Annotated in this window: 16 protein-coding genes and 1 riboswitch; of the genes, 1 reads left to right on the forward strand and 15 read right to left on the reverse strand. The window is 58.8% G+C overall.

Annotation, left to right across the window (positions count from 1 at the left end; genetic code table 11):
* Positions 1-41: 41 nt before the first annotated feature.
* The 10 genes from G6L97_RS16425 to G6L97_RS16470 all read right to left on the reverse strand — a co-directional run bounded on the left by G6L97_RS16425 (position 42) and on the right by G6L97_RS16470 (position 12,985).
* A complete protein-coding gene (locus G6L97_RS16425) occupies positions 42-1,355 on the reverse strand; it encodes an HlyD family type I secretion periplasmic adaptor subunit (RefSeq protein WP_174003455.1) in 1,314 nt (437 codons plus the stop codon).
* Positions 1,342-3,189, reverse strand: coding sequence for a type I secretion system permease/ATPase (locus tag G6L97_RS16430; RefSeq protein ID WP_076845562.1), 1,848 nt, complete (start codon positions 3,187-3,189; stop codon positions 1,342-1,344). The genes G6L97_RS16425 and G6L97_RS16430 overlap by 14 nt, the downstream gene beginning before the upstream one ends.
* A gap of 14 nt (positions 3,190-3,203) precedes the next feature.
* Complete coding sequence (locus G6L97_RS16435; protein ID WP_076845561.1) at positions 3,204-3,959, reverse strand: calcium-binding protein; 756 nt, start codon at positions 3,957-3,959, stop codon at positions 3,204-3,206.
* Between the two features lie 105 nt (positions 3,960-4,064).
* Entirely contained in the window at positions 4,065-6,842 is a 2,778-nt protein-coding gene (locus G6L97_RS16440) for a TonB-dependent receptor (protein WP_076845560.1), read from the reverse strand.
* 148 nt (positions 6,843-6,990) lie between these two features.
* Positions 6,991-7,986 (reverse strand): FecR family protein, encoded by a 996-nt coding sequence (locus tag G6L97_RS16445; protein WP_076845559.1) that lies wholly within the window; start codon positions 7,984-7,986, stop codon positions 6,991-6,993.
* 111 nt (positions 7,987-8,097) lie between these two features.
* Positions 8,098-8,598 carry an RNA polymerase sigma factor gene (locus G6L97_RS16450; RefSeq protein WP_076845558.1) on the reverse strand — a complete coding sequence of 167 codons (501 nt, stop codon included), beginning with the start codon at positions 8,596-8,598 and terminating at the stop codon, positions 8,098-8,100.
* Positions 8,599-8,807: 209 nt separating this feature from the next.
* Positions 8,808-9,560 (reverse strand): ABC transporter ATP-binding protein, encoded by a 753-nt coding sequence (locus tag G6L97_RS16455; protein WP_003511038.1) that lies wholly within the window; start codon positions 9,558-9,560, stop codon positions 8,808-8,810.
* Complete coding sequence (locus G6L97_RS16460; RefSeq protein WP_013761635.1) at positions 9,554-10,621, reverse strand: FecCD family ABC transporter permease; 1,068 nt, start codon at positions 10,619-10,621, stop codon at positions 9,554-9,556. Before G6L97_RS16460 ends, G6L97_RS16455 begins: the two co-directional genes overlap by 7 nt.
* A complete protein-coding gene (locus G6L97_RS16465; protein ID WP_076845603.1) occupies positions 10,618-11,757 on the reverse strand; it encodes an ABC transporter substrate-binding protein in 1,140 nt (379 codons plus the stop codon). The genes G6L97_RS16460 and G6L97_RS16465 overlap by 4 nt, the downstream gene beginning before the upstream one ends.
* 94 nt (positions 11,758-11,851) lie before the next feature.
* Entirely contained in the window at positions 11,852-12,985 is a 1,134-nt protein-coding gene (locus G6L97_RS16470; RefSeq protein WP_003511043.1) for an ABC transporter substrate-binding protein, read from the reverse strand.
* A 113-nt stretch (positions 12,986-13,098) separates the two neighbouring features.
* Here G6L97_RS16470 and G6L97_RS16475 point away from each other — a divergent pair, with 113 nt between their 5' ends.
* Positions 13,099-13,923, forward strand: coding sequence for a class I SAM-dependent methyltransferase (locus tag G6L97_RS16475; RefSeq protein ID WP_076845557.1), 825 nt, complete (start codon positions 13,099-13,101; stop codon positions 13,921-13,923).
* 173 nt (positions 13,924-14,096) lie between these two features.
* On the opposite strand, the gene G6L97_RS16480 is transcribed toward G6L97_RS16475, so the two are convergent.
* From G6L97_RS16480 to G6L97_RS16500, 5 genes are all read right to left on the reverse strand, one after another.
* Positions 14,097-14,579, reverse strand: coding sequence for a pseudoazurin (locus G6L97_RS16480; protein WP_076845556.1), 483 nt, complete (start codon positions 14,577-14,579; stop codon positions 14,097-14,099).
* Positions 14,576-15,376, reverse strand: coding sequence for an ABC transporter ATP-binding protein (locus G6L97_RS16485; protein ID WP_174003458.1), 801 nt, complete (start codon positions 15,374-15,376; stop codon positions 14,576-14,578). Before G6L97_RS16485 ends, G6L97_RS16480 begins: the two co-directional genes overlap by 4 nt.
* The gene (locus tag G6L97_RS16490) at positions 15,373-16,401 is read right to left on the reverse strand and encodes a FecCD family ABC transporter permease (protein ID WP_003511052.1); all 1,029 of its coding nucleotides are present in this window, start codon (positions 16,399-16,401) and stop codon (positions 15,373-15,375) included. Before G6L97_RS16490 ends, G6L97_RS16485 begins: the two co-directional genes overlap by 4 nt.
* On the reverse strand, positions 16,398-17,429 hold the full coding sequence (locus G6L97_RS16495; protein WP_174003461.1) for an ABC transporter substrate-binding protein: 1,032 nt from the start codon (positions 17,427-17,429) through the stop codon (positions 16,398-16,400). Before G6L97_RS16495 ends, G6L97_RS16490 begins: the two co-directional genes overlap by 4 nt.
* Positions 17,430-17,594: 165 nt before the next feature.
* Positions 17,595-17,830: riboswitch (cobalamin riboswitch) on the reverse strand.
* A 39-nt stretch (positions 17,831-17,869) separates the two neighbouring features.
* Positions 17,870-18,748, reverse strand: coding sequence for a GNAT family N-acetyltransferase (locus G6L97_RS16500; RefSeq protein WP_174003464.1), 879 nt, complete (start codon positions 18,746-18,748; stop codon positions 17,870-17,872).
* Between the last annotated feature and the right edge of the window lie 60 nt (positions 18,749-18,808).

Here is an 18,808-nt window from a genome sequence, read left to right on the forward strand (position 1 = left end):
TCGTGACTGCCGATCAGAAAAGCCCGCTCCCTGTCGCAAACCTATTCCTCCCGGAAGGCGCGGTTGATCTGGTCTGTCAGCGGCTTGGCGATATAGGACAGCGCTGTGCGCTCGCTGGTCTGGATGAACGCCTCGGCAGGCATGCCCGGCATCAGCGGCGCAGTGTTCAGCTTTTCCCGCTCGGCAACCGGTATGGAAATCCGCGCCAGATAATAGGAGAGGCCGGTCCTCTGATCGGTGGTGATATCGGCGGCGATGCGACTGACATGGCCTTCCAGTTCCGGCGTGACACGCTGGTTGAACGCGGTCATCCGCAGCATCGCTTTTTGCCCTACCTGCAACTGGTCTATATCCTTCGGCACGATCTGCACCTCGAGTGCCAGTTCGTCCCCATCAGGCACGATGAGCATGATCGGGTCGGCCGGCGTCACCACGCCGCCCACGGTATGCACCGCCATTTCATGCACCATGCCGGATTGCGGCGCGATGATATCGATGCGCTTCAGCTCGTCCTCGGCAGCGACTTTCCGCTCAACATATTCACCTGTCTGCGCCTGTATCTCGCGCAGTTCCCGGCCCACTTCGGTGCGCAGTTCCTGATCGATCTGCAGAATCTGCAGTTTCGTTTCGGTGATCCTGCCCGCCGTCTGCGCCTGATAGGCGATTTTTTCGCCACGTTCACCGCCAAATGTCGCGGCCTGGGTCTGCAGGCTGTTCAGCCGCTGCACGGACACGATGCCCTGCTCCCGCAAGGATTTCTGCGAGGTGATCTCAGCCTGCAAAACCGCAAGCCCGTTGTCGTAGGCGACTTCCTGTGCCCTCAACCCTTCGATTTCATGTTCGAACTGGGTGATACGCTCCACAAGCTGTGCTTTGCGCCCCTCGCGATAGGATTTGCGGAATTCGAACAGCCTGGTTTCGCTACGCATGGCGGAAGCGACATCGGGATCGTCCTTGCGCGCCACCAGAGTCTGTGGAAAAACGAGTTCCGGCAGATCGTCCCGTTCGGCCTCCAGCCTTGCCATGCGCGCGCTCAGCTCATCCAGCCGCTTGGTCACTATGGCGAGATTAGCGCGGGTCTGGGTGGCGTCGAGACGCATGACGACGTCGCCAGCCTTTACCCTGCCACCTTCGCTCACCAGAATTTCACCGACGACGCCACCCTTGGGGTGCTGTACCTTTTTGATATAGGAATCGACCACAAGATGACCGGACGCCACGACCGCGCCAGCAAGATTTGTCATCGCTGCCCATCCGCCGACGCCGGCCAGCAGTGCGACGCTTGCGGCAAGACCGGCAAGAAGATGTTTGCGGATGGAGCGGGACACCTGCGTGCGCTGGTCAATTTTTGACATCCGTGTCTCCTTCCTGCCTGTTCTCCTCGCCGCTCTCTTCCACCGCCACCGTCTTAGGTTGGGTATTCGCGACGACACGCAATGGTGAAACCGTGTGCGCGGATGCGGTGAAACCTTTCGCCGCTTGAGCATTCGGAGTGCGCAGCACTTTCGAGAGAACCTCGTCGCGCGGACCGAAGGCCTTCATCCGCCCCTCCTCCATCATCAGAATGAAATCGACGGCACCGATCGCGCTGGGCCGATGCGCGACGACGATGGCGATACCGTTGCGCGCCTTGACCGACGCGATCGCCCTGACGACGGCGGCCTCGCCCTCTGCATCGAGATTGGCATTCGGCTCGTCCAGCACGACGATGAAGGGATCGCCATAAAGCGCACGCGCGAGACCGATACGCTGGCGTTGTCCTGCCGAAAGCGCGGAACCGGCCTCACCTATATCGCTTTCATACCCCTTTTCGAAGCGCAGGATCAGTTCGTGCGCACCGGCGGCTTTCGCAGCGGCAATGATTGCGTCGGGGTCGGGATTGTCCTCGAAACGGGAAATGTTTTCGCCGATCGTGCCGTCGAAAAGCTCCACGCCCTGCGGCAGATAACCGATATGGCGGCCAAGGGCTTCGCGATCCCATTGATCGAAGCTCGCACCATCAAGCCGCACCTTGCCGGCGGCGGGCGTCCAGGCTCCGGTGAGAATGCGCGAAAGGGTGGATTTTCCCGAGCCGGACGGGCCGATGACACCGAGCGCATTCCCGGCGGTCATGACGAAACCAAGGCCCGCGACGGTCGGTTTTCTCTCTCCCGGCGGAATGATGGTGACGTTTTCGACTCTCAATTCTCTCTCAGGCTTCGGCAGTGCCATTGCGGTCGCCGTTACCGGCATCTGCGCAAAAAGCTCCCTCAGCCGCGCCCAGCTCTGGCGGGCGGCAACGAAGGACTTCCAGTTGGATATGGCAAGATCGACGGGCGCCAAAGCCCGACCCATCATGATCGAACTGGCGATCATCACGCCGCCTGAGGCCTCCTGCTGAATGACCAGCCATGCGCCGACCGCCAAAATGGCCGATTGCAGCACGATCCGCAGGGATTTTGCGATATTGCCGAGGCCGCCGGCCACGTCGCCCGCCTTGCGGTTGGCGGCGAGATAAGCCTCGTTGGAGATTTGCCAGCGTTTGCCAAGCCGGCCGCCGAGCCCCATGGCCTGCACGACTTCGGCGTTGCGGCGCGAGGCTTCCAGCTGCCGGTTGCGCGCCATGTTTTCGACCATGGTGTCGCGGATCGGCTTCTGAGAGAACATATTGGTCAAGATGGTCAGGGATATAAGCAGAACGGCACCGGCAAGAGCCGTCACGCCGATCCAGAAATGAAACAGAAAACATATGCCAAGGTAGAGCGGCATCCAAGGCAGATCGAAAAAGGCGGTGGGCCCCGTGCCGGACAGAAAACCGCGCACGTTGTCGAGATCGCGCAGCGGCTGTAGGCCGTCCCCCGGCATACGGTTGACGAGCGGCAGGCGCACCACCGCATCATGCACCTTGCCGGAATAGCGCATGTCGAAGTCCTCGCCGATACGGATCAGGACCCGGGCGCGGATGATGTCGAGCAGGCACTGGAAGCCATAGAGGCCGAGCGCAAGAATGGCGATCCCGACCAGTGTCGGCAGACTGCCGCTGGCCAGCACCCGGTCGTAAACCTGAAGCATGAACAGGGGCGACGTCAGCGCCAGGATGTTGACCACACCGCTGATGAGCGCCACACCGAAAAACGTGCTTTTAAGGGGCGAAACAACCGCCGCAGTGAGGGACTGCGGCGGTGTCTGCTGGTGGTTTTGAAAGCCCACAGCCTGATTTTCCTTTAAGCGGCAAGCGCCGATGCGCTGGCGAAAATGAAGTCCGATGCGTCGAGTACGCTTGCATCGACACCGACGAGTGTGATCGAAACTGACGCGCTGGAGTCAGATTCTACCACCGCATTACCGTTGAGGTTATACCAGAACAGGTCAGCGACCGAGGTCGAACCCCAACCAGATACGTCAAGCTTATCAGTACCATCCTGATAACCATAGGTGCCGGTTGGTCCTGCGGTTACGATATCGTTACCGCCCGAGAAGACAAAAGTATCAGCGCCGGCAAAACCGGTCAGCGTGTTCGAGGAGGCAGTATCCTCGATCACAGTGCCAGTGGCAGCGAAGTAGTCATAGAAACCGGCCAGCGAGCCGAAGCGCGCAAGCTGGTAAACGGCGAGGTCAAGCAGATCGCGCGCACCCGCAAGCGAATAGGAGCTATCAGGATCGATCAACAGTTCCTGCTGGCTGACGGCGATGCCGCTGGTGGACTGGCTGTAGCCGGCACCCAGAACGATACTGTCGACCGAACCCGTCAGGTTGCCCTGGGAGTATTGCAGAGCGCCGCTCATGACGATGCCCTTGCCGCCGTTGCTGCCATCGCCCCAAGCCTCATAGGTGGTGTTTGGATCGATGGTGGTCGTGGCGAGAGAGCTGGTCTGAGCGTCGTAGAACGCACCATAGGTCGAACCGAAACCGCTCGTCCAACCGTTGAGGTAACCGATCAGGTCGGAGGAGGACTGCGTCAGTTGAATTGTGGTAGCCATAGGTGTACTCCTTTGCTGGCCAATAGGGATACCTTGGTCATGTGACGAAGGCGTTTCATCTCCGGGACGGGCTGCAACCCCAGCCCGGAGAATTTCTTCCGCGCATCAGAACTTCACGTTCATCGTCGCGATAAAAGTGCGGCCCGGTGCGGTATAGGCACTGGCTGCCGGGATGTATTTGCGGTCGGTCAGGTTGTTGACCGCGAAACGAAGCGTCGCCTTTTCGTTGAAGGCATAGGAGCCGTATAGGTCTACCGTCGTGTAGGGATCGGTTACCTCCCGCAGATTTCCCTCCGTATCGAGCGTCCGCGATTGCGTCGGCGTGACATGGTTGAGCCGTGCGCCCAAAGAGAATTTTTCCTCGAAGAAACGCATGCCGCCATCGAGCGTCAGCTTCACCTTGGGTGCAACGTCACCCGGCCATGCGACGATCTCGCCGCTTGTCGTGGTCGTGCCGTTAGAGAAAACCTGGGTTTTGTCCGGCCAATCGGTCTTCAGCAGCGTCGCTGAGCCACCAAGCCAGAAGCTTCGCGCATCGTAATTGCCCTCGAATTCAAGCCCGCGCATATAGGTCGTGCCGTCGAGATTGATGAAGCTGGTATAGGTACGGTTCGCCACCTGATCCGTGACGAGATGACCGAGAGCGATATAATCCTTAACCTCACGGCGAAAGGCGGCCATTTTGATGCGCACGGAATCGTGGTCCAGTAGCACACCGTCGAAACTCATATTCGCGCCGATTTCATAGGTTGTGGCTTTTTCGGCTCTCAGAAATTGGTTCGGCGCATACTCGTAACCAACGGAATCCCCTGGACGCGCACCGGCGAAAAAAGCCTCAAGAGTTGTTGGCGGACGCAGGCTCTGGGAATAGCTCACATAGGGGCGGAACCAGTCGAACGGCTTGAGTTCTATCGTGGCGGAGGGCAGCCACGCACTGTAGGTACGGTCGATATCCATCTCATAGGCGGGATTCTCGACGACGGGATCGTATCGCGTAGCCGATGGCCCGGTTCCCGGCATACAGGTGGAAGAAACGGTGCTCCAGACCCGGCTAAGAAACCTCGCCTCGGTAATATTGGTGCCGGGATTCTGCGGAAGGAAAACAGCGTAATAATATTGAGATGCTGTGTAATTGTTTCCAATCGGATCACATGCAACGGTGATCGTCCGCAAATACGAAATTTCATCGTAATATGTCGAATTGCCCTTCAGACGCGACCAGTCGTACCGTATGCCGCCGCTTATCACTACCCAGTTCGCAGGCTCAAGTTCACCGTTCAAAAACAGGCTCGCCACATCACGCCGCCCGGGCGGGCTGAAAGCGGTATAGCTGCTGGCAAAGGCGGGATTGTTTGCAATGGCAGAACTCGTGGCAACCGATGAGGAAATGTCTCTGAAAGCTTCCGCGCCGTAGTTCAGGCTGAGCGCACCCACCTTCGTATCGAGGCGACTGGTGTTTTCGACACTGCCGCCGAAACTGCGCAGGCCCATATCAAGGTTCGTTTCAACAGCATATCCTTTGCGCGCCGACCGCAACTCGTGCGTCATATTGTCGTTCAGCCACAGCGACGACTTGAAGTCTATGAGTTCGCTTTCAGGATCCCAGTCCAGCTTGGCAACGATACTGTCGTTACGCACGCTCTCCCGGTCTATCTGTTCGGCAGCACCCTGCACGAAGTCATTCTGCTGGTGCATCCATGACAGAGAAGTCTTCACATCCCCGAAGTCACCTTCCCCCTTGAAAAAACTCGACCAGCCGTCCCGGCCGAGCAGGTCCTTCATCGTCAATGCCGTGCTTCGTGCCTCGCCTCTTGTGCCGATCTTGTATTCATCCATGATCGTACGGCTGTAACCGGCAACAAAGGAGAGGGGGCCATCCGGCTCTCGGACAGCAGCCAGAACCGAACCCTGAAAATCGTAACCATTGGTGCCGCGGGAAACATTCACCTCTCCGCCCTTGTTTGCACCCTCAGGGATGAGATCGACGGCGCTGACGGTGCGGAACTCGACCTTTCCGCCCAGCGAACCGGCATTGCCGGATGTGGCATTGGTCATTTTTTCCACTTCGACGGCGCGGATGAAGGCCACATCCACATAGGCCTGGCCGTTATTGGCAGAATAAATCGAGGCGCCACCGGTGCTGAAACCACGCTGCGCATTCTGCCGCGCACCATCGATGGAGACGACCACGCGGCCGCTTTCCTGCAAGCCACGTATATTGGGCGAAACGGTCGGGAAGCTGCCGTTGCCCTCACCGGCATAGACGCCGGAGACGCGGTTGAAGACATCGCGCGTGTTGCGCACGCCGGCGGACTGGATCGCCTCGCGACTGACGACGCTGACACTGGCGGGTGTTTCATAAACCCAGTCGGGCGTTCCCTGATAACCGGTGCCGGCAATGGAATTGCGTCCGGTTTTTCCCGTCACGGTAATTTCTTCCAGAACGGTGGTGCCTTCCGCCCCGGAAAGATCGGCAGCGGCCTGCCCCGAGCCTATGACGACGGTTCTGCCATTTCCGGCAAACCGGAAATTCACGCCCGTGCCTGCCAGAAGCCGGGACAGCGCATCCCGCACCGTAAAACTGCCGGTAACGGCATTGGTGCGCACATTGCCGGCGGACGGTGTGGCAAGCGTAACCTGCAGACCGGATTGCCGCCCGAAAACGCCGACAACGGAGGACAGCGGCTGGGCGGGAATATTAAAAGGCCGCGTTGCACCCTGCTCGCCACCGGAGCGCTGACCATTGGCGGCATTCGGTCCGCTCTGCGCAAAAGCCGGTACCGACATTGAAACGACCACCGCCGTTGTCGCCAAAAGCACCGTCATACGTGCCGGCTTTGCCGCGTTTTTCCCTGAACCGTTCATACGTATCTGGAGGCGCATACTGCTTTTGTCTTCCTGTCTTCGCTCCGGCTATATCTTGACCGGATTACTCAACAAAAAGACGATTGCCTCGGCAGTTTTTTTCAGGGTTTCGGAGAATTTTTTATAAACTACTGAAAATAAATACGATTTTTTGTTTTATTGCGCTTCAGAAACGGGTGATGATGCGGGCAGTATTGGCAATTGCATAAACCTTACCCTTATAGGGTTCCACCAATGCTTCCAGCGCACGGTCCGGATCGCGAAGATTGTAGAAGCCAGTCACACGCTGCTCTGCAAGCGTCTTGTCCGCCATCGTCAGCCATGCGGGATGATACCGCTGGATTTGCTCGACAACAGAACCGATCGTCGCATCCACAACGTAAAGCTCGCCGTTGCGCCAGCCACCAATATCCTCGACGGGAACGGTCTCTTTCCGGATTGTACCGGAGGCGTCGACAACCAGCATCTCACCCGGCACCAGCCGCGTTGGTGGCGCGTTGCGGAAGGAAGCTTCCACGGAACCATGCGCAAGCGCGACTTGCGTTACGCCATCCGTCATGTCGACATCGAAAGCCGTGCCGAGCACTTGGACGGTCAGGTTTTTCGCCTCCACGACAAAGGGACGGTCGCTATCCGGCACGACATCAAAAAAAGCTTCGCCCTTCAGCACCTTCACATTACGGCGGCCATTGGCAAAATCAGTGGTAAGCGCACTTGCCGCGGCAAGCTGCACCCTGCTGCCGTCTTCAAGGGTTATGGTGCGGCTCTCTGCGGTACTGGTCTGATATTCGGCCTTGATATGGACGAAAAGCGTGGGAACGAACAGCACCGCAAGACAGAGAGACACCGCTGCCACCGCCATGCCGGCATAATGTCGCAAGGACCAGCGCCGTCGCGATGCCTGTTTTCCGGCAACGCCAGGAAGGTGCGGCGCGTCTTCCCAGAGGCTCTTTAAACCCGGCTCAACCAGACCGAGATTCCGCCAAGTCTTGCATGTCCGCTCCCAGGCCAGACGATTTGCCGGCGAAGCAGCCAACCATCGATCAAATTCCGCCTTCAGCCGCGGTTCCGCCGAACCCGTCTGCAGGCGTATCAGCCAGTCGGCAGCCTCTTCCGCCTTCCCGGTCGGCAATGTTATTTTTTTATCGGGATCAATTGTCATTGAGCCGGTCAGTTCCTTTGACTGGGCGGAGGAGATGCCTCGTCTTCCGTGTTGCTTTAAAGACGTTTGAGGGAGAACTTTTTTTCACAAGATGAAACAATAAAGGCTGTTTTACTGCATTTCTTTGGTAATGGCGGCAATACTACTCTTAATCAGACGGTGGGCGCTAGCCACGGATACGCCGAGGTGACGGGCGATCTCTTCCATATTGTAGCCGCCAAATCTATGCATTTCCAATGCCACACGCGCCTGAACCGGCAGAGAGGCCAAAATAATCTGCATCTGCCGGACCTCGTCGCAGAACAGGGCATGCTCTTCTGGTGTGCCGTGACCCTGCGGTATGCCCCAGAACGGGGTATCGTCGGGCCGCTCCCGCAGGTCCTGCCGGTTGCGGCGGCGACTATCGAGGGCGAGGTTGCGGACGATGCGGAAAAGATAGGATTTGAGGTTGGAAGGATTGCCGGAACCTTCGGGAACGAATTTCAGGAATGCCTCCTGAACCACGTCCTCCGCGTCCGCCCGCGACCCTAAAATAAGCGCGGCGTATTTGATCAGGTCAACCCTGTGCGCGACGTAAGCGTTATAACGCTTGTCATCTTCCCGTATGCCCATGTCTCAACCGAGAGAAATTTCAAGGATAAACGAAACTGCAAGCCCCCAAACGACAAAGCAGTTTTCCCGTCTAAACCTCTAGCACCCAAACTCTCGACCGAACAGCTATTTCATGACTATTATTATCAAGAATTTGTGCGGTCGCGGGTCCTGCAACAGCCAGAGACTCGCAGACCCGGCGGCAGGCGCAGCCGGGTCCTGTGATAGCGTCAGATAGCGCCGTCGACTATTACCATCGGCCTGCCCTGCGAACAGGGTTCGATGCGCGCATCGATGCGGTAGATATCGCGCAGCATGGCCGGGGTTATCACCGTCTCGGTGCTGCCGCTCACCACCATTTCGCCGCGCGCGATCACCATCGTATTCTCGCAATAACGAAGCGCATGATTGAGGTCGTGCAGGGCGATCAGCACGATCATGCCAGTCTTCTGGGCAAGGTCGGTCACAAACCCCAGAACCTCGACCTGCCGGTGGAGGTCGAGAGCAGATGTCGGCTCGTCCATCAACAGCACCTCCGGCTTGCGGGCCAGCGCCTGCGCCAGGGACACAAGCTGCCGCTGACCGCCAGACAATTCGCCGAGCCCCCGGAAGGCGAGATCGTGGATTTTCAGCGCCTTGAGAATGGCGTCGATCTCAAACAGCTCATCGTCGTGAACACGCCAGCCGCCGCCCTGCTTGGCGGACAGAAGCACGGATTCGTAAACCGTCAGCACGGCGTTGGCGCCGGTGTCCTGCGGCATGTAGCAGATGGCCCGGTTGCCGCGTGCCGTATCTGACAACTCGACAAGCCCGGGACCGGAGATCAGGCTGGCGATGCGCTTGAAAAGCGTGGACTTGCCGGCAGCGTTCGGGCCAATGACCGCCGTGACACTGCCGCTTTCCAGCGTATCGATGCCGACCTTGGAGAGAACAGTCGTGCGGCCGTAGGCAGCGCCGACATCCTTCAATGCGAGCGCTACCATGCGCGTCTCCTGTTGCCGAAAATGAGCGCGAAAAAGAACGGTACGCCAACCAGCGCCGTGATGACGCCGATTGGCAGAATTGCGCCGGGAATGAGTATCTTGCTGATAACAGAGGTTGCCGACAACAGCAGCGCACCGCAGATCACCGAGCCCGGCAGGAAGAAGCGCTGATCTTCGCCCACCACCATGCGGGCTATGTGCGGGCCGACAAGCCCGACGAAACCGATGGTGCCAACAAAAGAAACCGGAATCGCGGCCAGAAGGCTGACCGTCAGCATGGTCTGCAGCCGCAGCCGACGCACATTGATGCCCATGCTGGCTGCCTTGTCGTCACCCAGCCGAAGCGCCGTCAGCGCCCATGCGTTGCGCATGAACATCGGCACCGTAACGAGAAGAATACCACCGGTGATATAGACCTTTTCCCACGTGGCCTTGGTCAGGCTGCCCATGGTCCAGAAAACGACGGCGGCGAGCGCCTGTTCGGAAGCCAGATATTCAAGCAGCGACAATGCGGCATTGAAGGTGAACACCAGCGCGATGCCGAGAAGGACGATAGTCTCCACGGTTACGCCGCGCATCGTTGAGGCAAAATGGATGAACAGGGCGGCAATCATCGCCATGATGAAGGCGTTGATCGGCACCATGTACTGGACGGCGCCGGGAAAGATCGCCACGCCGCCAACAAGGGCCAGCGCGGCGCCGAAACTGGCAGCGGCCGAAATGCCGAGCGTAAACGGGCTGGCGAGAGGATTGGACAGGATGGTCTGCATCTGTGCGCCCGCAACCGAAAGCGACGCGCCGACGGTGACCGCCATCAGCGCAATCGGCATGCGGATATCCCATATCACCACCCGAAGCTGGTTTGCAGCAGCAGCCGGATCGGCAATCGTCGCCAGAACTTCTGATATCGTGTAGCGCGCCGGACCAAGGGCCATGTCGGCAGCCATACTGAAACAAAGGGCTATGAAAAGCCCGAAGAGAATAACGATCCTTCGTGCGGCAAGGGCGCGATATTGATCGCGCCCACTCACGCCAACGGCGCTTTCATTCAACGAACTCATTCATTCGAACCTTTTTCGAGGGATGCGAAGTAGCCCGGCTTGTAGGTGACGGGCAGGAATTTCCGGTGAAATTCCTCAAAATTCTTCTCGGGATCGAGATCGGCGAAGAGCTCGGGATGGAACCACTTGGCGAATTGCTGAATCGGAAAGAACTCGTAGGGCGCGCCGTAGAACTGGTGCCAGACGGCATGGACATTACCTTGTTTGACAGCCTTCAGTTCCGGAAACGGCGTGCGCCTCATCAGGTTTGCCAGTCTTTTCCGGGAAAGAGCCATGTCGGCTCCGCGTCCAACGGGAACGAACTGGTTGATATCGGATTCAGCTGCCCAGTTTGAGCCGGTGACGATGACATGATCCGGATCGGCAACGACGAGCTGCTCGGGATTGAGATCGCCGAACGTCGTCTTGATGATGCCGTCGGCAATATTATGGCCGCCAGCGAGATCGACCATCGCGCCGAAATTGACCGGGCCGAAGGTGCGGCAGCAATTGTCCTCACCGGAAATGCCGGGCGCGCGCTCGATGAAGACGCCGGGACGCTTCAGGTCCTTGACGCTGGCGAGCCGGTCGGTCACGCGGGCGATTTCTGCACGGCGATAGGCGATGAATTCCTTTGCACGCTCTTGCGCGCCAAACATTTTCCCGAGAATTTCAATCGAGGCTTCGCTGTTCTTTTCGGGATCGATGCGAAAATCGAGATAGACGATCTTGATTCCGGCGGCGGCGGCCTTCTCTTCGAAACCACTTTCCTTGGCGGATTTTTCCGCTTCCAGATTGAGGGTGATTACATCAGGCGAAAGGGTAATGGCCGTTTCCAGACTGAAATCGCCCTGCGGCACATAACCGAAGCGCGGCAGTTTTTCGATCTGCGGAAAGCGCTCGACATAGGCAGCGTAGCTGTCAGGGTCCTTCTTGAGGAGATCGTCACGCCAGCCGACAATGGTGTCGAAGGTCTGGTCGCCCTTGAGCGCCGCGATGACGTGGATCTGGCGCGCCTCACCGACGATGACACGTTTGACCGGCAGGTCCAGCTCGACCTTGCGTCCGGTGACATCGGTGATTTCTCCGGCATAAGCCGGTAAAGCGAGAAGAGACAAAGCCAGCACCGCAAGATGCCTGAGAGCGTTAAGCCGCATGAGAAGTCCTCTTAGTTCCAAAAGAAAATGATGAAGCCGCATGGCTGCGGCTTCATCCATCGATCGGACGGCGCTCCCCTTCACCGTCCCTGTCTTATTTCGTGTCCTTCAGCGACACAAAGTAACCGGGCTTGTAGTCGAGCGGCAGGAAGCGGGCATGCAGCTCCTTGAAGGTCGCCTCGGGGTCGAGATCCTTAAAGAGGTCCGGGTGCAGCCACTTGGCGATTTCCTGAATGGCCACGAACTGATACGGGTTGTTGTAGAACTGGTGCCAGATGGCGTGGACATTGCCGTTCTTGACCGCCTGTACCCCGGTGAAAGCCGGGCGCTTGGTCAGGTTTTCAAGCTTGCGGTGGGCTTCCTTCATATCCGCGCCATAACCGACACCGACCCAGTTGCCGCCGGGAACATAACCGTTCCAGTTGCCACCCGTGATGATGATCTGTTCCGGATTGGAGGCGATGATCTGTTCCGGATTGACGTTGCCGAACGTGCCGGGAATGATGTCCTTGGCCATGTTGATGCCGCCGGCGAGTTCGACCATCTTGCCGAAATTCTCGTTGCCGAAGGACATGCAGCAATCGTCGGAATAACCGCCGGCGCGTTCGACGAACACGACGGGCTTCTTCGGATTGGCCTTTTCGAGCGTATCGGTGACCTTGGCGATGGAGTCGGCGCGGAACTTGATGAAGTCCTCGGCGATCTTTTCCTTGCCGGTCAGCTGGCCCATCAGACGCATGCTCGGCTCGGTGTTTTCCATCGGCTTTTCGCGGAAGTCGACGTAAACGAGCGGGATGCCGACCTTTTCGAGCTTCTCGATGTAACCGGCCTCCTGCGTGGCGGTCTTCGCGTCGATGTTCATCAGGATCACGTCTGGCTTCAGCGAAATGGCCTGCTCGATGTCGAAGGTGCCGTCTTTCATGCCGCCAAAGGTCGGCAGCTTGGCAATATCAGGGTACTTGGCGAGATAGGCCGCATAGGTTTCCGGGTCGGCTTTCGCCAGGTCGTCGCGCCAGCCGACAACGTGCTGGAAAGGGTTTTCCTTGTCGAGCGCCGCCAGGAAATAGATCTGACGGCCTTCGCCGAGGATCACATGCGAAACGGGCACATTGACTTCCACGTCGCGGCCGGTCACATCCTTGACGGTGACCTTTTCGGCCAATGCAGGCCACGCTGCGGATACGAGAAGGCCAAGGGCAAGTGCCGCGGATTTGGCTGAGATGCGCATCGGATATTGCTCTCCAGTGTTGACTGGCGCGGCTGTATTATTTTCTGACTATACTAGTCAAGTTTTATGTTTTAGAGCCATTCTGAACTGACCGGTATGTGAGCTGAAGACCGATGATCGACACTATCCACTATGGCAAAAACGACAGCCTGAGAGACGAAATCAAAACCTATTGGTCCGGCCGCGCCGCGACTTTCGACCTTTCCCCGGGTCATGAGATTTTCTCCGAAGAAGAGCGCAAGGCCTGGCACGCGCTGGTTTTGAAGCATCTGGGCCAGGGAGAAGGCCGCAAGGCGCTGGATCTGGCTAGCGGCACCGGCGTTATCTCGCACCTGATGGACGATCTCGGTTTTCAGGTCACCGGCATGGATTGGTCGGAAACCATGCTGGAGCTTGCAAGGGCGAAAGCGAAAACCCGCGGGCGCAATATCCGCTTTTTTGTCGGCGACGCCGAAAACACGATGGAGCCGGACGAAAGCGCCGACGTCATCATCACCCGCCATCTGGTCTGGACGCTGGTGGACCCGAAGGCGAGCTTTGCCGAATGGTTCCGTGTCTTGAAACCCGGCGGACGCCTGCTGATCGTCGATGGCGATTTCGTCAACACCGGCTGGCGCGAAAGACTGGTCAGGAAGCTGGCGGCGGGTCTGGAAAGCATCGGCCTTGTGAAGCCGGACCAGCCGCATAAGCCGGCGGATCCGGAAAACACCTTCAACAGCATTCTATCGCGGGTCTATTTTTCACAGGGTGCAAGAGCTGGTGACGTTGCAGCGCTGTTGCGTGAAACCGGCTTCGAGCCCGTTGCCATCGATCAGGAACTTCAGGCCATTCATCGTGCCCAGGCAAAAAATTTCAGTCTGCTGAAAGGCATCTTGCGGGGATTGCAGCACCGTTATGCAATATGCGCCGTGAAGCCGCACACGTCCGGCAAGGCATAGGGCGACCAAAGGCCCCAAGCTGCCGCCCAGCTCACCGTCACCCCGGATGTGATCCGGGGTCCAGTGCGACCAAGTCCTTGATCGCGTAATAATAGTTTCTCACGGTGAAGACGCGCCTTGGCTGGATGCCGGATCTAGTCCGGCATGACGCATGAAAACGCGACGCAGGGACCTCATTTTTCCGCCCGCTCGAATAGCTCCTCAATGCGCGGCTTCGCCCGGCCTGGGACCTCTACCGTCCTGTAGCTCTGCGGCAAAACCGCGTCCCCCACCTTGATCAGCATAACCATGCCCATGCCGTAATGCGGCGAGCATTTGATGCCGTAAAAGCCTGGCTTTTCGAAACCGGTCTCGAATTCGTCGTTGATCCGGCTTTTGAAACCTTCAATATCTTCGGGAACCATACCATCGATCGTCGCGGCATTATGGCTCTTGTGGCTCGGCACGAAGCGCACGCGGTCGCCGGGAGCGATCTCCAGAAAATCGGGCTCGAACACCATGGAGCCCTTTTCGCCACGGTTCAGCATCTTTATCTCGAAGGTCTCGGCTCCGGCTTGAATGGAAAACCCTGTGGCCACAACCATGGCAAGTCCCGCGGAAACGCAAAGCTGCCGCGCGCCAAAGCGGAGATTTACAAGTCTTTTCAATTTCATCATCGTGCCGTTGCTTTCCTTGCGTGATCGGCCGCACCGTGGGCCGGCAGAAAACGAATATGTGAAAATCCGCTTTCATCCGTGGTGACGACGGATTGCACCCCGAACACATCGGCGATGGTCGAAGAGGTGAGGACCTCGCGCGGTGGGCCGACAGCGATCATTTCACCGCGATGCATGATGGCGACGCGGTCGCAGAACATGGCGGCGTGATTGAGATCATGCAGCGCCGCCACAACCGTCAGTCCCTGCCTGCGCACCAGATCGAGCAGGCCGATCTGGTGGCCGATATCGAGATGGTTGGTCGGCTCGTCCAGCAGCAGAATATGCGGCCCCTGCGCCAATGCGCGGGCAATGTGCAGGCGCTGGCGTTCGCCGCCGGAAAGGTGATGCCAGTTTCGCTCGGCCTTGTCCGCCATATCGACATTTCCGAGCGCCGCATCGACGATGGCATCGTCCTTTGGCGACCATGCGGAAAGCGGGCCGAGATAGGGCGTGCGCCCCAGTTCCACGGCCTGTCGCGCGCTGATGCGCTCGGTGGTTTCGGCCTGCTGCTCCACAAAGGCCAGCCTTCGGGCAAGTTCGCGCCGCCCGAATGTGGCAAGCCGTTCCTCACCAAGCATGACATGACCCCGACGCGGCATGCGAATGCCGGCCAGCATGGAAAGCAACGTGCTTTTGCCCGAACCGTTCGGCCCGATGATACCCAGAAACTCGCCCGTGGCGACCTCCAGCGAAACACCGCGCACGATGTCGAGATTGCCGGCATGGAAATGCAGATCGTGGGCGGATAATTTCATGACCGGCCTCTCTTCTGCCCGAGAATAAAGGCGAAGGCGGGCGCGCCGACCAGCGCAGTGATCACGCCGATCGGCAGCACCTGCCCCGGAATGACGGTGCGCGAGAGAATATCTGCGATGATCATGAAAATTGCACCGGTCAGCGCCGTCACCGGCAGCAACATGCCGTGGCGAACGCCAACGAAGATGCGCGCCGCATGCGGGATGACGAGACCGACGAAGCCGATGGAACCGACCAGCGACACCATGACTGCCGTCATGACCGCCGAAACCGAGATCAGCACCGCATAGACCCGGCGCACCGGAATACCGAGCGAAGCTGCTGCCTGACCGCCGAAAGCGAAAGCATCAAGCGCGCGTGCGTACCAGAGGCACACCCCAAGACCCGCAATACTGACCGGCAAAGCCAGCCAGACATCCGGCCAGCGCACGCCCGAAAGATTGCCCAGCAGCCAGAACATGATGCCGCGCGCCTGTTCGGCATTGGCGGATTTGGTGACGATGAACGACGTCATGGCGTTGAACAGTTGCGAACCGGCGACCCCCGCCAGGATGATGGCGCTGTTGCCGTGCCCTGCCCGCACCGCCAGAAGGCTGACAAGCGAAAAAGCCACAAAAGCCCCGATCAGGGCGCCGGCCGGCATCGTCAGGAACCCCGCCCCGAAGCCCAGAAGCGCGACGGCCACGGCCCCGGTTGAGGCGCCTGCGGAAATACCGAGGATATAGGGATCGGCGAGCGGGTTGCGCAGGAGTGATTGAAGCACCGCACCGGCCAGCGCCAGCGAGGCGCCACAGCACGCGGCAACGACGGCGCGGCTGAGGCGGTAACTCCAGACGATGCCCTCATCCAGCGGCTCCAGCGGATAACCCGCATGGAAGACACGATTGGCAATGGTCTTTGCCACCACGTCGAACGGAATGGCAGTCTCGCCGATGGCCGCACCGGCCATCAGCGCGACGAGCAGCAGGGCGAGTGCGGCAAAAGCCAGACCCGCCCTGCCAAGATTGACGGAAAGACCGTTCACTTGGCGAGACCGGCTGTGGAAATCGCCTCGGCCAGCGTTTCAATGCCTTCGATCGTGCGGATGGTCGGGTTCATCGCCTGCGCGTCCATTTCGAAGACATGGGCCGCCTTGACGGCGGGCATGATGCTGGCAACCGGATCGGTAGCGAGGAACTTGAGCTTGACGGCGACGTCATCGGCGGGGAAACGCCGGCGGTCCATCTTGCCGGCAACGATCACGGACGGATTGGCCTTGGCGATGGTTTCCCAGCCAACAGTCGGCCATTCCTCATCGCTTTCGATAACGTTCTTCAGCCCGAGCGCGGACATGATGTAACCCGGCGCACCATTGCGGCCCGCCACGTAAGGATCGATATCCAGCTCAGCGCTGGAGAACCAGAAGACTGCTGAAATCTTGCCATTCGCCGAAGCGATCTTGGCGCGGGCGGCTTCCTCACGCTTTTTCAGGTCGGCAACGACTTCCTCGCCGCGATCCTGCACGTTGAAAATTTTCGCAAGGTCGCGGACCTCCTGGTAGATCAGGTCCATGGTGAAAACGGACTTGCGCACGCCGTCGCCGCCGCCGGAATTGTCCTTGCCCATGCAATCGGCAGGGGAGGTATAAACGGGAATACCGAGTTCGGCGAATTGCTCCGGTGTTCCGACAACGCCTTCGGGACCGATCTGCCACTGGAACTGCGTCGTCACGAGGTCCGGCCTCTTGCCAACCACCGCCTCGAAGCTCGGATCATTGTCGGCAAGCCGCTCCACCTTGGCATTGGCGTCTTCGTAACCCTTCAGAACCGGGCCGATCCACAGCGCCGTGCCTACCACCTTGTCGGCCACGCCGAGCAGATAGAGAACCTCGGTCGTGCTCTGGCCGACCGATACTGTGCGGGCGGGCGCCTGCTTGAAGGTGATTTCGTGGCCGCAGCTATTGATCGTCAGCGGATAGGTGGTTTCGGCAGCCTGAGCGGCACCGGCGGGCAAGGCCGCTAATGCGACAGCCAGAAGACCGGCGGAAACCGGCAGGCGTTTGAAATTAAACATATGTTCTCCAGTCTAAATAAAGTGGCGTGATCCGCAGGCCGCGCGTCAAAACGCGTAGTGACAGAGCGACAACAAGTGTGGAGATGGAGAACGGGACTCTAAATACGTTTCCGCGGACGGAAAGGTCATAATCAGCTCCTCTTCCGGGCATCCCCGCCCGTAACGATGGTCAATATTATGACGGCAGGTCTCCTGGCTCGCGAATATGCGCCGTTCATCTGCCTTCCCGCACCTTGAAGGGTGCAGTGGCATGACGCTTTTCAGGCGTCACGAGGATGAACGGCAATCCGCTTACAGTTGCGGGGGCAGCCACGGCATTGGGCGATAGAAATCACCCGCACCATGTTCCCTATTAATCCCTTTGCCCTTCGGCTTCAGGAACCGTCACTTTCTGACATAAGGGGCAAGCGCCGGGGCGTCAATTGCGATAGTGCTGCAGCTCAGCACAAAGACGGACCCGCCAACGCGAAAATTTTTGTAGCGCCGGAAGGCGCTGGTTGCGGCGCGTCTTTGGACATGGTGGTAAGGGTTTCAATCACCACCAGCCCGGATTGCGCAATAAAATCAATAAAGAGATTGTTGTCGCTGATGGTGTCGAGACGCACCAGCTCATCGTCCAGATCGGTAAAATGCCGCCTTACGAGTGCAATCGCATCCATGTCCGCACCCGCAACGACCGGACCGATAATGTGGCCCCGCCCCGCCGCACGGCGCAGCGCAAAAGCGGTAAGACGGTCCGCCTCAAACACACCGTAACCCGCATTCTGCGTCAAAAGTCGCTGCAAAACGTTCCGGCGCGAAACGCCAAAAGCCGCCCGGTCTAGTTCCACCACATCAGTCAGATGACCTACGGATAACGGCTCTGTTCGTTGTTTTCTGCCGGGCGGCGGTATCTCGAAAAGGCAATTCGCCCTTCCCCGGAACAGATATACTTTTTCCGTATCACCGGCAAAACCCAACCTTGAAAACAACCGCCGCGACGCTCCCGTCGCGTTCAACCGCAGGGAGACAGTGGGGAATTTCGCGACAAGTTTCTGCACCAGCCATGGTGCTACGCCCTGCCCCTGCAAACGGGGGGAAACAATGACCATGCCAAGCGTCGCAAACCCCTGATCATAGGGAAAGAGCATCGCGGTTGCGACAACACGGTCGATCTCATCGAGCGCGGCGAGACCCACGCCGCATTGCCGCAGAAAACACCATTCATTCGCGTGATATCGCCATCCGACGGCCATGGAGAGTGCATGCAGATGATCGGCATCCACGTCCGCGATATCCACGGTCCGCAGCTCGAAACTATCGACTTTGAGCAGGTCCATAACCAACGGCCCTCATCCCCTACGGCTCACAACCTTCATCCGGTCCCGGCCTAGCCCACG

It is taken from the genome of Agrobacterium tumefaciens, from assembly GCF_013318015.2.
Lineage (GTDB): Bacteria > Pseudomonadota > Alphaproteobacteria > Rhizobiales > Rhizobiaceae > Agrobacterium > Agrobacterium tumefaciens.

Excerpts from the sequence above, each read along its gene's own strand:
- G6L97_RS16425 (WP_174003455.1), bottom strand. The coding sequence starts at position 1,355 with ATGTCAAAAATTGACCAGCGCACGCAGGTGTCCCGCTCCATCCGCAAA.
- G6L97_RS16435 (WP_076845561.1), bottom strand. The coding sequence starts at position 3,959 with ATGGCTACCACAATTCAACTGACGCAGTCCTCCTCCGACCTGATCGGT.
- G6L97_RS16440 (WP_076845560.1), bottom strand. The coding sequence starts at position 6,842 with ATGCGCCTCCAGATACGTATGAACGGTTCAGGGAAAAACGCGGCAAAG.
- G6L97_RS16445 (WP_076845559.1), bottom strand. The coding sequence starts at position 7,986 with ATGACAATTGATCCCGATAAAAAAATAACATTGCCGACCGGGAAGGCG.
- G6L97_RS16450 (WP_076845558.1), bottom strand. The coding sequence starts at position 8,598 with ATGGGCATACGGGAAGATGACAAGCGTTATAACGCTTACGTCGCGCAC.
- G6L97_RS16455 (WP_003511038.1), bottom strand. The coding sequence starts at position 9,560 with ATGGTAGCGCTCGCATTGAAGGATGTCGGCGCTGCCTACGGCCGCACG.
- G6L97_RS16460 (WP_013761635.1), bottom strand. The coding sequence starts at position 10,621 with ATGAGTTCGTTGAATGAAAGCGCCGTTGGCGTGAGTGGGCGCGATCAA.
- G6L97_RS16465 (WP_076845603.1), bottom strand. The coding sequence starts at position 11,757 with ATGCGGCTTAACGCTCTCAGGCATCTTGCGGTGCTGGCTTTGTCTCTT.
- G6L97_RS16470 (WP_003511043.1), bottom strand. The coding sequence starts at position 12,985 with ATGCGCATCTCAGCCAAATCCGCGGCACTTGCCCTTGGCCTTCTCGTA.
- G6L97_RS16475 (WP_076845557.1), top strand. The coding sequence starts at position 13,099 with ATGATCGACACTATCCACTATGGCAAAAACGACAGCCTGAGAGACGAA.
- G6L97_RS16480 (WP_076845556.1), bottom strand. The coding sequence starts at position 14,579 with ATGATGAAATTGAAAAGACTTGTAAATCTCCGCTTTGGCGCGCGGCAG.
- G6L97_RS16485 (WP_174003458.1), bottom strand. The coding sequence starts at position 15,376 with ATGAAATTATCCGCCCACGATCTGCATTTCCATGCCGGCAATCTCGAC.
- G6L97_RS16495 (WP_174003461.1), bottom strand. The coding sequence starts at position 17,429 with ATGTTTAATTTCAAACGCCTGCCGGTTTCCGCCGGTCTTCTGGCTGTC.
- G6L97_RS16500 (WP_174003464.1), bottom strand. The coding sequence starts at position 18,748 with ATGGACCTGCTCAAAGTCGATAGTTTCGAGCTGCGGACCGTGGATATC.